The following is a 13,388-nucleotide window of genomic DNA, read 5'->3' as shown; positions in this document are numbered from 1 at the left end:
GCCGATCCGCTCGCCGTCCTGCCGCTCCAGCCAGACGAAGGCGACGGCATGCCGCAACTAGGGCTTCGGGTGCGCGGCGAAGAATCGCCAGATGAGCGGCGTCGCGGCGATCGCCTGCGAGGGCTCGTCCAGGAATTTCGCCAGGCGCTTGCCGCCCGGCCAGGCATGGCTGCCGCCTTGGATCACGTAGTAGTCGACCGCGATCCCGAGGCTGCAGAGCGGATAGGAGCGCAAGGTGACGTCGGGCGCCGGCGAGCTCACGATCGGGTCGTTGCGGCAATCGTCATAGCCGGCCCAAAATGCCACCGAGCGCTCGACCGGCGGGTAGGGAATCTTGACGATCGACTTTGCGCCGACGCCGCCCTCGATCGGCACGTTGCGGTCGGCGGTGCCGTGGATGTGCAGCACCGAGACCGGGAAGCTCGGCTCGCAGGGCGCCACCATCACGACGGCGGAAACCGGCGCGATCGCCGCGACCAGGTCGCTCGCCTCGCAGCCGAGGCGATAGGCCATCATGCCGCCATTGGAGAGGCCGGTCGCGTAGATGCGCTTCGGGTCGAGCGGGGTGGTGGCGCCGATCTCGGCTACCATGGCGCGGATGAAGCCGACGTCGTCCACGCCCCGCTCGACCGCCACGCCGCAGCAGGCGCCGGCATTCCAGGTATGGAAGCGGCTGCGCGCGGTGCCCTCGGGATAGGCGACGACGAAGCCGCGCTGGTCGGCTTCCGCGTCGAAGCCGGTCTGGTCGATGGCGCTCTTCGCCGAGCCGCCGCCGCCATGCAGCACGATCACCAGGGCCGCCGGCGCTTTCACACTGCGCGGCACGTGCAGCACATAGCGGCGCTCGGTTTGATCGACGGTGATGCTGCGGAGACTGTCTTCGGCCTGGACCCCGAAACTCAAGAGGCAGAGCAGCGCCAAAACAAAACCGGCCGGACGAAGGTGCGTCCGGCCGGAGTTTGTTGCAACCCGGAGAATCAGGCTGCTTCCGACTTCTTGTGATAGGCGACGTGGCAGTGATGCGCGCAATAGGGCTTGCCGGCTTCGGCAGGCTCGCCGCAGAAGTGGAAGCCCGGCTGCTTCGGGTCGCCCATCGGCCAGGAGCAGGTCTTGCTGCCGGCATGGGCGGCGACCCTCGTCGAAGTCTTCGGCGCCGGCGGCGGAGGCGCTTCCCGGGTCACCGAATCATGCGCTTCGGCGCGCTGCGCCGGGGCATGTTGGGCCTGGGATGCATGAGTCTGCGGCAGCGGCTGGCCATGGACGGTGCCGGGCTGGCCGGCGCCGGGCATGCGGCGCGCCTGCGGGGCCGCCGCACGGCGGCGCGGCTGCGGCGAGGCACCGGCTTCGCGCTTGATCGGCGAGGGCCGGCCGGTGAGGCCGAGGCGGTGCGCCTTGCCGATCACCGCGTTCCGGGTGATCCCACCCAGGATCGCCGCGATCTGGCTGGCGGTCTGCCCCTGACCCCAGAGTTTCCGCAGTACTTCAATCCTTTGCTCGGTCCATTCCATGTTTTAGCCTCACTGCCCGGATTGCTGCATCAGGATATTGTGTCCGGGAGATTTCACTCCACAATATCCTGATAGGCAAGAGGGTCGACTCCAAATGTTGTGGATATCACTGGGTTTTCAACATGGAATTAGTGGCAGGGAGTCTGTCCTAGTGTCCGAACCCGGACCCGCAAGCATCGGATAGAGGATGCGCGCGGCAGGGCTTATCTCTCGCGGCAGATGCTGGAAATGCAGATGAAAAAGCCCGCCAAAAGTCCGAGAGGGAAACGCCCCATGCAGACCGCGCTCGCCACGCCGAATGGCGCCAACAATGCAGCCGCCAGCGCCGCCGCCGTCGCGCGCCGGGCCGCCGCATATATAGAGAATCGCGTCGCCGAGGAAGCCGAAGGCCCGGTGACCCTGGAGGAATTGGCGCGGCATTGCGGGGTCTCGCCCTGGCATCTGCAGCGCCAGTTCAAGCAGGCGCTGGGAGTCAGTCCACGGCAATACGACGATGCGCTGCGGATGAAGCAGTTGAAACGCGGCTTGAAGCGCGGCGACGGGGTCGCGGCGGCCACGTTCGAAGCGGGCTACGGCTCATCGAGCAGGGTTTATGAACGCGCGATGACGGCACTCGGCATGACGCCGGCGAGCTATGCCAAGGGCGGCAAGGGTGCCTCGATCTTCTACGCGATCTCGGCTTGCGGTCTCGGCAAGCTGCTGGTCGCGGCGACCGAGCGCGGGCTCTGCCGGGTCGAGCTCGGCACCGCCGACCGCGCGCTGCTCGAGGATCTCACCAGCGAATTTCCGGAAGCGGAATCGATCGAGCGCGACGACGCGGCGCTGGGCAGCTACGTGACCGAATTGTTGCGCCGGATCGACGGCGCGAAACCGCGCGAGGACCTGCCGCTCGACATCCAGGTGACGGCGTTCCAGCGCCGGGTTTACGAGGAGCTGCTCCGAATCCCGACCGGCGAAACCCGGTCCTATGCCGAGATCGCCGAGGCCATCGGCCAGCCTTCCGCCTCGCGGGCCGTCGGCAATGCCTGCGCCACAAATCCGGTCGCCCTGGCCATCCCCTGTCACCGTGTTTTGCGTAATAACGGTACGCTCGGCGGCTATGCCTGGGGAATTGAGCGAAAACAGGCCCTTATTTCTGCGGAGCGGCGGGCGGCGCGACGCGCGGGTTAGCTATGCATGGAAAAAAGGCGTAAGTGATTGCGCCCCGCGCGAAGGGGGTTAGACTAGCCGCAGCCGACCCTGATCCAGCCTGCTGCGGAAATGCCGAACGCACTGAAAAAGCGGAAAGAATCTGAAAATCGCGGCGCTGGAAAAAGCGCCGGAAAGCGTGCGCCCGCACGGCGCCGGATCGGCGAAATTTCCGACATGACGATGCTCAATTTCGATGAGCGCAAAGTGCCGCTGGTGTTCCGCGAGAACCGCCGCGCGCGCCGCATCATCATGCGTCTCGACTATGGTAAAGCGAGCGTCGTTATCGTCCTGCCGAAACGCACTTCGCGACAAGAAGGCAAGAAATTTGCGTTAAGCAACAAGGACTGGATCGCCGAGCGCCTGGACCAGCTGGCGGAGCCGATTCCGTTCCGCCACGGCGCCGTCGTTCCCTTCCTCGGCGAGAACCATCGCATCCGTCATCGCCCGACCGCGCGCGGCGTCGTCTGGTGCGAAGAGGGCGAGATCCACGTCGCCGGCTACGAGGAGCATCTGCCGCGCCGCGTGCATGAATGGCTGAAGAGCGAGGCCAAGCGCGAGATCGAGACGCGCGCCCGCGACAAGGCCGCGGCGATCGGCAAGAAGATCACCAAGATCTCGATCCGCGACACCAAGAGCCGCTGGGGCTCCTGCACCGACGAGGGCGAGCTCGCCTTTTCCTGGCGCCTGGTGTTCGCGCCGAAATACGTCCTCGACTATGTGGTCGCCCATGAGGTCGCGCATCTCAAGGAGATGAACCACGGGCCGAAGTTCTGGAAGCTCTGCCGCGAGCTCTCGCCGCGCTCGATCAACATCGCCCGCGAATGGCTCGAGGAACACGGCACCGAGCTCTACCGCTACGGCCGATAGCTTTCTTCTGCGGCTCTCCTCCGCGGAAGCTTGACCGCCGGGCCTCTGGCCCGGCGGTTTCCCTTTGGGACAAGTCGGGGCGGGCCTCTGGCCCGGCGGTTTCCCTTTGGGCTAAAGTGCTGAAAGCCGCCTGGGACAAGGCTTTTTGAGCACACATGCGCAAGCTCGGACGTTTCATCTTCAAGGCTCTGAAAGGCGCCGTCATCGTCTATGCGATGGTGGTCGGCATCCTCTGGTTTATGCAGGATACGATGCTCTATCACCGGAGCGACGGCGCGCCGATGCTGAACGATCCGACGCTCCTGCCCAAGCGCGAGATCGTCTGCCTGAAGACCGAGGATGGGCTCGACCTCCGCTCCTGGTATTTCCGCTCTGCGCGCGCCGACTTGCCGACGGTGGTGTTTTTCCATGGCAATGCCGGCGATATCGGCAATCACTTGCCCTTCGCGAAATTCCTGATCGAGGCGGGCTACGGCCTGCTGGCGCTCGAGTATCGCGGCTATGGCGGCAATCCGGGATCGCCACGCGAGGCCGGCCTGGTCGCCGACGGGCGCGCGGCCCTGGCCTTCCTGAAGGCGCAGGGCATCCCGGATTCCAGCATCGTGCTGTTCGGTGAATCGCTCGGCACCGGGGTCGCCGTGCAGCTCGCGGCCGAGCATCGGGTCCATGCGCTGATCCTGCGCTCGCCCTATACCTCCATCGCCGAGGTCGCGGCAATCCAGCTGCCCTATATCCCGGCGCGCTGGCTGGTGCGCGATCGTTTCGACTCCCTGGCGAAGATCGGATCGAACAAGGCACCGCTGTTCGTCTTCCATGGCGCCGGTGACTCGCTGATCCCGCACGCATTGGGGCGTGCGTTGTTCGAAGCCGCGTCTGAACCTAAGACCTGGCTTACCGTCGAGGGCGCCGGGCACAACGACGTGCAGACGCCGGAAGCCGAGCGCGCGATGCTGGATTTCCTGGCGCAATTGCCGCCCGTCCCCGGCCCGGCCGTGACCCCGGTCACCCTGCCCCCGATTGCCGCCTGCGGGATCTGAAGCCGGCCGGATCCGGGCTTGCCAGCTGGGGCTGGTTTGTTATGTTATAACGGATCAAAGACCGGATTTCCGCCATGCCCGAGACCATGACCAGCCCGAAGACCCTGCTTTCCGCCAGCATGCCGATGCGGCTGGCCGGCGCAATCCTGGCCGCCTTGCTGCTCTGGGTCGCCGTGCAATGGGCGCTCTGACGCGATGAACGTCGCCCACCAGCATGTCCATCGCGAACCGCTGCATGTCGGGACGCAAGGCCGGGCGGCGATTTCGGTCTGCAATCTCACCGTCGCCTATAACCGGCATCCGGCGGTCCATCACCTGACCGGCGATTTCAGCGAAGGCAGCCTGACTGCGCTCTGCGGTCCCAATGGCGGCGGCAAGAGCTCACTGTTGAAAGCGATCGTCGGCCTGGCGCCGATCGCCTCCGGCCATGTTGACATCGCCGCCGATCGCAAGCGCGCCATCGCCTATCTGCCGCAGGTGGTCGAGGTCGATCGCGGCTTTCCGCTCAAGGTTCTCGACGTCGCCGATCTCGGGCATTGGCGGCGCAGCGGCGCCTTCGGGCGCCTGACCGGCGCGCATCGCCGGCAGAGTCTCTCAGCGCTGGCCGCGGTCGGGCTGCAGGGACTGGAGCTTCGCCCGATCGAAGCGCTTTCGGTCGGCCAGTTCCAGCGGCTGCTGTTCGCGCGGCTGATCGTCGAGGATGCGCCGATCATCCTGCTGGACGAACCCTTCAACGCAATCGACCAGCGCACCACCGAGGACCTGCTCAAGCTGATCGTCGGCTGGTCGCATGAAGGGCGCACGGTGGTCGCCGCGATCCATGATCTCGACATGGCGCGCCGGGCGTTTCCGGAAGCGCTGCTGATCGCGCGCGAGCCGATCGCCTGGGGCGCGACCGCGGAGGTGCTGGATGACGCCAACCTGGCGCGCGCCCGCGACCTCGCCGAAGGCTGGCTGGAGAATGCGCCAGTCTGCGAAGTGCCGGCCTGACCTTTCCATGCTCCACGATCTCCTGATCGCGCCGTTTGCCGAGTTCACCTTCATGCGGCGGGCGCTGATCGCCTGTATCGCGATCTCGCTTTCGGCCGGGCCGATCGGCTCCTTCCTGGTGTTGCGGCGGATGAGCCTGATGGGCGACGCGATGAGCCATGCAGTGCTGCCCGGCGTCGCGGTCGGCTTCATGCTGTTCGGCCTCGCGCTCTGGCCAATGGCCTTGGGCGGGCTGGCCGCCAGCCTGCTGGTGGCGCTGCTGGCGGGCCTGGTCAGCCGGGTGACCCCGCTGAAAGAGGATGCGAGCCTCGCCGGCTTCTACCTGATCTCAATCTCCAGCGGCGTGCTGATCATCTCGCTCCATGGCAGCAACGTCGATCTGCTGCATATCCTGTTCGGCTCCCTGCTCGGCGTCGATGACAAGTCGCTGCTGCTGGTCGCCGGCGCCGCCACGCTGACCCTGATCGCCTTCGCGGTGATCTACCGGCCGCTGGTGGTGGAGTGTTTCGATCCCGGCTTCCTGCGCGTCGCCGCCGGGGGTCGGGCGGCAGGGCCGGGCGCAATCGCGCATCTCGTCTTCCTGGTGCTGGTGGTGATCAACCTGGTCGCGGGCATGCAGGCGCTCGGCACTTTGATGTCGGTCGGCCTGCTGCTGCTGCCGGCCGCGGCGGCGCGGCTCTGGGCCGGCAGTGTGGGGGGCTTGATCCTCACCACCAGCGGAATCGCCATGGCGTCGTCGCTGCTCGGGCTGGTCCTCTCCTATCATCTCAACACGCCCTCGGGGCCGGCGATCGTGCTGGTCGCGGGCTTCCTCTATCTGGCTTCCCTGGCGTTCGGACAGCGCGGCGGCTTGGTGCGCCGCTATTGGCCAAGGCGGCATCTCGCGCATTGAGCCAGAAGAAATTCGCACACAACACTGTGCGCGCGGCACTTTGTCCGCAACGGAACCTCGGATAGAATTCTCACCATGCGCGCGGGGGCGCGCCGGGGAGAGTGACTTGAAGCTCAATGCGCAAGTCAGCGAGGCCTTGCCGCCGCTGGCATGGTTGCTGGAAATCGACGGCCGGCCGGAACGGCATCGGCTGATCTGCGGCGGCAGCGTCTGCCGCTCAGACCATGCATTCTTCGAGGGCGCCTGGCCCGGCTCGCTCGCCGCGATGGATTTCGCCGAGAAGGCGGATGCCTTCGGCAGCGGTGGCGTCCTCGGCGCAGCAGGCTGGACCATCGTGCCGCCCAGCCACACGCTGGAATCGGTCTTCACCTGCCACGACGGCGCGAAGCTCTTCGTCAGCAATTCCCTGCCCTTCCTGCTGGCCCATCGCGGCGATGCGCTGGATCCCGCCTTCCTCGACTATCACCGCGTCTTCTTCGATATCCTCGGCGGGCTGGAGCATTCGCCGATCCGCTTCCCTTCGCTGCGCGCCAGGGAGATCCGCGGTTACTATTTCGAGAACCTGGCGGTCGGTCCGGACCTCGAGATCGCCGTGCGGCGGAAACCCCAGGCACCGGGTTTCGCCGCTTTCGCCGATTACCGCGCCCATCTCGCGCGGGTGGTCGAAGCCACGCTCGACAATGCCCGCGATCCCGCCCGGCCCCATCCCTACCGGCCGCTGGCGACGATCTCGCAGGGCTATGACTCGCCGGCCTGCGCGGCCCTGGCGCGCGAGGCGGGCTGCCGCGAGGCGGTCACCCATGGCCATGCGCGGCGCGCCTTCGGCATCGTCGATTCCGACAGCGGCGAGCCGATTGCAAAAGCGCTCGACATGGCGATCACCGTCACCGACCGCCGCTTCTATCTGCAGCAGGAAGAGCTGGAGACGCCCGAGGCCGAGTTCTTCTGCCATGGGCTGGAGGGCTCCGACGTCAACTATCTCGCCTTCACGCCGCAGATCGGGCAGCGCGTGCTGTTCACCGGCTGCCACGGCGACACGATGTGGGAGAAGCAGAAGGTGCCGAGCGCGGTGATCAAGCGCGGCGACCTCGACGGCGGCTCGCTCGGCGAATACCGCCGCCGCATGGATTTCATCCACCTGCCCTTGCCCTATGTCGGTGCGCTCCAGCACCGCGACGTGGTCGCGATCTCCAACAGCAAGGAGATGACCCCCTACTCGGTCGGCGGCGATTACGACCGGCCGATCGCGCGCCGCATCCTCGAAGAGGCTGGCGTGCCGCGCGGCGCCTTCGGCCAGGCGAAGAAGGCCACGACCCTCAGCTTCTTCGGCTTCCAGCCGGGCCTGGTCGAGCAGCTCTCGCCCTCCACCCGCCGATCGATCGCCGACTTCGCCTGGCGCCCGGGCCTTTCCGCGCGGCTGCGGCTTTGGCGGAACGAGGCAATCGCGATCCTGGTCGCGGCGGTGCGGCTGGTGGAGAAGCGGACGCATCTTCTGCGGCGGCTCGGGCTGGAGGCGCCGCTGGAGAAGGTCCTGCATGTGCTGGACACGCGCAACCTCGACACGGTGGAAACCTTGCGGGTGCTGCACTGGTCGATGGCGGAGATGGTGAAACGCTACACCATCCCGGGCGATACGCCGGCCGCCGCGCCGGCGCGGGCGCGGGAAATCGCGGCGCTGGTGCCGCTGATGAGCGCCGTGCAGCTGGTCGGCGCGCTGCTGCCGACGATCTAGGCCGTTCGGCGGCCGGTTGATTCCGGCGGGCGATCGCCGCATATTTCCCGCCATCGCGGGAGAGACGATGCGCGGGCAAGCCCGCGCGGGGGATGGAGCCGATGCAGGTCCTGGTACTTCAGAACGACATGAACTCGCCGATCTCGCTGCTGGGCGATTATCTGCAGGCGGCGGGGGCCAAGCTCACCACCCTGCTGCCGCATCACGGCGACACGCTGCCGGCCTCGCCCGAAGGCTTCGACGGCGCGGTGATCCTCGGCGGACCGCAGCATGCGCATGACGACGCGCGTTTCCCCGCCTTCCTGCCGATGCTGGACCTGCTGCGTGCCTTCCACGCGCAGAGCAAGCCGCTGCTCGGCATGTGCCTGGGCGGCCAGCTGATGGCGCGGGCCTTCGGCGAGAAGGTGCGGGTCAACGATACCTTCGAGTTCGGCTTCCTGCCGATCGAGATCACGCCCGAAGGCCGCGACGACCCGCTGCTGGCCGGCCTCGCCCCGCGCCAGCGCATCATGCAATGGCATGAGGACACCTTCGGCCTGCCGGAGGGCGGCGTGCGGCTGATGACCGGCGAGACCTGCGCCAACCAGGCTTTCCGCTTCGGCAAGACCGCCTATGGCTTCCAGTGCCATTGGGAAGTCTCGATGGACCTTGCCCGGGACTGGGTCAGCAATTTCGGCCATGTGCTGCAGAACAAGCTCGGCGAAGCCGGCGCCGCCGAGACCGTGACCCGGGCCAAGGACGAGTTCGAGAAATACGGCCGCCGCGCCAACGACTTCTGCCGGGTCGTCACCCAGCGCTGGGCCGACCTCGTCACCGCCGCGAAGCAGAAAGCCGGCGAGCGCGCGGCTTAGTTTCGCTCACGCGGCGAGGGCGCGGATCTTCTTCAGATCAGCGACGAAGTCCTTGTAGGCCCGCTGCTTGTCGGCTTCGTCCGGGATCCGCAGCAGGTAGCTGGGATGCACGGTGATGTAGCCGGGGCGGTTCTCGAAGCTGGCCTTGCCGCGCGCCTTGGTCACCGACACCGCCTTGCCGGTGAGCGCCGCTGCGGCGGTACCGCCCAGCGCCACGATCAGCTTCGGGTGCACGAGGTCGAGTTCCTTCATCAGCCACCAGCGATAGCGCTTCACCTCGCCCATGGTTGGCTTCTGGTGGATGCGGCGCTTGCCGCGTTGCTCGAATTTGAAATGTTTGACCGCGTTGGTGACGTAGACCGAGCTTCGATCGATGCCGGCTTCCGCCATGGCCTGGTCGAGCAGCTTGCCGGCCGGACCGACGAAGGGTCGGCCGGCAAGGTCCTCCTGGTCGCCGGGCTGCTCGCCGACAAAGGCGATCGCAGCGCCCTCCGCGCCCTCGCCCAGGACCGCGCGATCGGCGCCGGGTACCAGGGGATTCGCGGCAGAGATCTGCCTGTTGAGGGCCTTCAGTGTTTTCGGTTCTGCATCCGGCATGGGAAGTGAACCGGTGCGGGTCGCGGAGGTTGCGCCGGCTCTGGTCAATGCGCGCCGGCGCCGTTGGCGCCGGCCGCCTTCTTCAGCAGCAGGCCGAGGCCGAGGGCAACCACCAGCGCGAAACCCATCAGCACGAAGGCGTCGCTGTAGGCCATGATCGTGGCCTGGCGCCGCACGCTGCGGCCGATCGCGACGATGGCCTGGTGCTGGGCGGTGACGGGGTCGGAGATGCCGTGGGTCAGGAAGTAGCGGGTGAGCTCGCCGATCCGCTGGCGGGTCGCCTCGTTGAACTGTGAGACGTTCTGCGTGATCACGTTGGAATGAAACTGCTCGCGCTTGGTGAGGATGGTCTGCAGCAGCGCGATGCCGATGGCGCCGCCGAGATTGCGGGTCATGTTGAAGAGACCCGAGGCCGAGCCGGCATTCTCTGCCTCGATGCCGGCGGCCGCCACCGCCGAGAGCGGCGTCATCACCATCGCCTGGCCGATCGCGCGCACGATGTTCGGCCATAAGAGCTGCGGGCCGGAATAGTCGGCGGTCAAGTAGATGTTCATGAAGTTGCTGACGGCAAACAAGGTGAAGCCGAGGCCGATCAGGATCCGCGTGTCCACCGACTTCATCAGCCGAGGGACGAGCGGGATCAGGATCAGCTGCGGGATGCCGGTCCAGGCCAGCACCTCGCCGATCTGCTCGGCGTTGTAGCCCTGCACCTGGGAGAGATAAAGCGGCAGCACGAAGGACGAGCCGTAGAGCGCGGCGCCCAGCAGGATGTTTGAGACCGTGCCGAGGGCGAAGTTGCGGCGCAGCAGCAGCTTCAGGTTCAAGAGCGGGCGCTGCACCGTGAGCTCGATGACGATGAAGGCAGTGAGCGCAATCGCCGCGGTCACGGCGAGGCCAGTGATGAGCTCGGACCCGAACCAGTCGTCCTTGTTGCCTTCCTCGAGGAAGGTCTGCAGCGCGCCCAGGCCGATCGCCATCGCGACGATGCCGAGCCAGTCGCCCTGTTTCAGCCGGCCGAGCTGCAGCTTCGATTTCGGCAGCGCATAGGCCAGCATGCCGAGCATGATCAGGCCGGGGACCAGGTTCACATAGAAGATGTATTCCCAGCCGTAGTTCTCGTTGAGATAGCCGCCGATGGTCGGGCCGATCGCCGGCGCGAAGGTGGCGGAAAGTGCGAACAGCGCGAGACCGACCGGCTGCTTCGCGCGCGGCAGCATGGTGACGATGATGGTGAAAGCCAGCGGAATGAGCGCGCCGCCGCTGAAGCCCTGGAAGGCGCGCAGGATGATCATCTCTGTCAGATTGCCGGCGAAGGCACAGGCCACCGAGAAGGCCAGGAACAGTACCGTGCTGGCCAGCAGGTAGATCCGCATCGAGAACACGCCGGCCAGCCAGCCGCTCAAGGGAATCACGATGATCTCGGTAACGAGATAAGAGGTCGAGACCCAGCCGCCGTCATCGATGCCGGCGCCGATCGCGCCCTGGATGTCGGCCAGCGAGGAATTGACGATCTGGATGTTGAGGACCGCCAGGAAGGCGCCAAGCGCCGCGCCGATCACCGCGATCCAGGTCTTCAGCGAAACCTGGTCGCTGTTCTGGTTGGCGGGCGCCGCCGGCGCTGCCTCCATCTTCCGGACCGGCGCGACAGCGAGCGGCCGGCGCTCGGGAATGGAATCGAAGATTTCGGCGATGGACATGGCGCTTCCCCCTGGGAGGGATTAGTTGCTCGCGACTTTGGTGCTTGCGGCGGCGGGCTTGGTGTCGATGACCGGCTCGGCCGACATGCCGGGACGCAGGCGGCCTACCAGAGCGGGGTCGATCTCGAGCGCGATCTTCACCGGGATGCGCTGCACTATCTTGGTGAAGTTGCCGGTGGCGTTGTCCGGCGGCAGCAGCGCGAATTCCAGGCCGCTCGCCGGGGCGAGGCTGTCCACCTTGCCCTTCACGGTGACGCCGGGCAGGCCGTCGATCGAGATCTCGACCGGCTGGCCGGTCCTCACCTCGGCGAGTTGCGTCTCCTTGAAATTGGCGACGACATAGACCGCGTGCAGCGGCACCACGGCCATCAGCTGGGTACCGGCCTGCACATACTGGCCGGTGCGCAGTGAGCGCGCGCCGACGGTGCCGTCGATCGGCGCCGTGATGGTGGTGTAGCCGAGGTTGAGCTCCGCCTGGGCCTGCACTGCCTCGAGGCGCTGGACCTGGGTCTCGGACTTCGCGTGCGCCGTGGTCAGCACATCGATGCGCTGCCGGGCGGCGGTCAGCGCCGCGCGGTCACGCTGCAGGGCAGCGTTCTGTTGCTGGAGAACCGTCTGCGCGCGCTGCTCGTCCTGCACCGAGGTGACCTTCTGGGCGGTCAGGTTGTGATAGCGGGTGTAATCCTGCTGGGCGAAGGAGACGCCGGCCTGATCCGACTGGATCGCGGCCTCGGCCTGCTGGATCACCGACTGCTGCTCCGCCAGCTGGGCTTCAATGTTCTGGACATCAGCCTTGGCGCTGGCGACGTCGGCGCGGGCCTGGGCGAGCGCGGTCTTGAAATCGCGGTCGTCGATCACCGCCAGGACATCGCCGGCCTTGACCGCCTGGTTGTCCTCGACCTTCACGTCGGCGATGTAGCCCGAGACCTTCGGCGCGATCGTCGTGTAGTCGGCCTGGACATAGGCGTCCTCGGTCGATTCCAGGAAACGGCCGGTCTTCAGCCAATAGGCGCCGAAAGCACCGCCCCCGGCCACCAAGGCCAGGGCCACGCTGCCAAGAAGGACCCGCCGCAAAGTCCGCTTCATCTGAATGCTCCCCCAAACGGGTTCGTCAAATTTGTACTGATCAGTACATATTACCGCTCCCTGCGGCGTCAAGCCGACAATGGGTGACCGGGATCACAAACCCAGTCTGCAGCCGCCCGCAAGGATACTACATTGAATATGGCTCATTTTCTGGAGACCGCTCATGAATAGGCGGGCGTTGGATCGGAAAGACCCGACTGGCCGTATTGAAATAAACCGTCCAGTACGTTACATTTCAGATACAAACGGAGGTATGCATGGCCAGAGCCCCTTCGCAGCGGGACGGCGCCCCGCCGACCCGGACCCGCCAATCGGCGGAAGACCGGCGCCGCTCGATCTTGGCGGCGGCGCAGAAGGTGTTTCTGGAGCGGGGCTATGCCAATGCCAGCATCGACGCGGTGGTCGAGCTGGCCGGCGGGTCCAAGGCCACGGTCTACCAGCAGTTCGGCAACAAGGAAGGCCTGCTTGGCGCCCTGGTCGCGGAGGGCGCCGAGGAACTCGCGCATCTGGTGCACGAGTTGCCGCTCGACGGCGCGCTGGAGGAAAGTCTGCGCGCCTTCGGCCGCGGCTATCTCGGCCTGATCCTGCGCCCGGACCGGCTGGCGTTGCTCCGCCTGACGATCGGCGAATGCGGGCGGGTGCCGGCGATCGGCGACGTCTTCTACCGCACCGGACCGCAGACGGTGGCGAAATACCTGACCGAGTTCTTTCGCAGCGTCGCCGCGGCCGGCCTGATCGCGACCACCGATCCCGAGCGCAGCGCGCACCAGTTCATCCATTCGCTGCGCGGCGATCTCTACCTGCAGAATCTCCTCAACCCGACCCGGCGCCCGACCGAGGCCGAGCTCAACCGGCATATCGACTTCGTGGTCGAGACCTTCCTGGCCGGCGCAAGGAAGAGCGCAAGCATCGGATAGCGCTCCCCGCCGACACCCCCGAT

General features: G+C 66.6%; 13 protein-coding genes. 8 read left to right on the top strand and 5 right to left on the bottom strand.

Features of this window, described 5'->3' with window-relative positions:
- Window positions 1-57: 57 nt before the first annotated feature.
- Both ACH2CY_RS09165 and ACH2CY_RS09160 read right to left on the bottom strand, forming a co-directional pair.
- On the bottom strand, window positions 58-903 hold the full coding sequence (locus ACH2CY_RS09165; RefSeq protein ID WP_395018341.1) for an alpha/beta hydrolase family esterase: 846 nt from the start codon (window positions 901-903) through the stop codon (window positions 58-60).
- A gap of 74 nt (window positions 904-977) precedes the next feature.
- The gene (locus ACH2CY_RS09160; protein ID WP_395018339.1) at window positions 978-1,508 is read right to left on the bottom strand and encodes a GcrA family cell cycle regulator; all 531 of its coding nucleotides are present in this window, start codon (window positions 1,506-1,508) and stop codon (window positions 978-980) included.
- Between the two features lie 273 nt (window positions 1,509-1,781).
- Here ACH2CY_RS09160 and ACH2CY_RS09155 point away from each other — a divergent pair, with 273 nt between their 5' ends.
- The 7 genes from ACH2CY_RS09155 (at window position 1,782) to ACH2CY_RS09125 (ending at window position 9,068) form a co-directional block, all read left to right on the top strand.
- The gene (locus tag ACH2CY_RS09155) at window positions 1,782-2,678 is read left to right on the top strand and encodes a bifunctional transcriptional activator/DNA repair enzyme AdaA (protein ID WP_395018338.1); all 897 of its coding nucleotides are present in this window, start codon (window positions 1,782-1,784) and stop codon (window positions 2,676-2,678) included.
- Between the two features lie 195 nt (window positions 2,679-2,873).
- Window positions 2,874-3,566, top strand: coding sequence for a M48 family metallopeptidase (locus ACH2CY_RS09150; RefSeq protein ID WP_395018336.1), 693 nt, complete (start codon window positions 2,874-2,876; stop codon window positions 3,564-3,566).
- A 155-nt stretch (window positions 3,567-3,721) separates the two neighbouring features.
- Window positions 3,722-4,603: an alpha/beta hydrolase gene (locus tag ACH2CY_RS09145; RefSeq protein ID WP_395018334.1), complete on the top strand. Its 882-nt coding sequence runs from the start codon at window positions 3,722-3,724 to the stop codon at window positions 4,601-4,603.
- A 195-nt stretch (window positions 4,604-4,798) separates the two neighbouring features.
- Entirely contained in the window at window positions 4,799-5,593 is a 795-nt protein-coding gene (locus ACH2CY_RS09140) for a metal ABC transporter ATP-binding protein (RefSeq protein WP_395018333.1), read from the top strand.
- A 7-nt stretch (window positions 5,594-5,600) separates the two neighbouring features.
- On the top strand, window positions 5,601-6,485 hold the full coding sequence (locus ACH2CY_RS09135) for a metal ABC transporter permease (RefSeq protein WP_395018332.1): 885 nt from the start codon (window positions 5,601-5,603) through the stop codon (window positions 6,483-6,485).
- Window positions 6,486-6,591: 106 nt separating this feature from the next.
- Window positions 6,592-8,217, top strand: a complete 1,626-nt coding sequence (locus tag ACH2CY_RS09130; protein ID WP_395018330.1) for a hypothetical protein — start codon at window positions 6,592-6,594, stop codon at window positions 8,215-8,217.
- Between the two features lie 101 nt (window positions 8,218-8,318).
- Window positions 8,319-9,068 carry a type 1 glutamine amidotransferase gene (locus ACH2CY_RS09125; protein ID WP_395018328.1) on the top strand — a complete coding sequence of 250 codons (750 nt, stop codon included), beginning with the start codon at window positions 8,319-8,321 and terminating at the stop codon, window positions 9,066-9,068.
- Window positions 9,069-9,074: 6 nt separating this feature from the next.
- Here the strand turns inward: ACH2CY_RS09125 and ACH2CY_RS09120 are convergent, their stop codons facing one another.
- Genes ACH2CY_RS09120 through ACH2CY_RS09110 form a run of 3 tightly spaced genes read right to left on the bottom strand, consistent with a single transcriptional unit; the run spans window position 9,075 to window position 12,448 of the window.
- Entirely contained in the window at window positions 9,075-9,713 is a 639-nt protein-coding gene (locus ACH2CY_RS09120) for a UdgX family uracil-DNA binding protein (protein ID WP_395018327.1), read from the bottom strand.
- Window positions 9,710-11,362, bottom strand: a complete 1,653-nt coding sequence (locus tag ACH2CY_RS09115; RefSeq protein ID WP_395018325.1) for an MDR family MFS transporter — start codon at window positions 11,360-11,362, stop codon at window positions 9,710-9,712. Before ACH2CY_RS09115 ends, ACH2CY_RS09120 begins: the two co-directional genes overlap by 4 nt.
- A gap of 21 nt (window positions 11,363-11,383) precedes the next feature.
- Entirely contained in the window at window positions 11,384-12,448 is a 1,065-nt protein-coding gene (locus ACH2CY_RS09110; RefSeq protein ID WP_395018323.1) for an HlyD family secretion protein, read from the bottom strand.
- 257 nt (window positions 12,449-12,705) lie between these two features.
- On the opposite strand from ACH2CY_RS09110, the gene ACH2CY_RS09105 reads away from it, so the two are divergent.
- A complete protein-coding gene (locus ACH2CY_RS09105; RefSeq protein ID WP_395018322.1) occupies window positions 12,706-13,365 on the top strand; it encodes a TetR/AcrR family transcriptional regulator C-terminal domain-containing protein in 660 nt (219 codons plus the stop codon).
- The last annotated feature ends 23 nt before the right edge of the window (window positions 13,366-13,388 follow it).

It is taken from the genome of Dongia sp., from assembly GCF_041905885.1.
In the GTDB taxonomy this organism is placed as follows: Bacteria; Pseudomonadota; Alphaproteobacteria; order Dongiales; family Dongiaceae; genus Dongia.
This window is presented reverse-complemented; position numbering and strand designations above follow the sequence as displayed.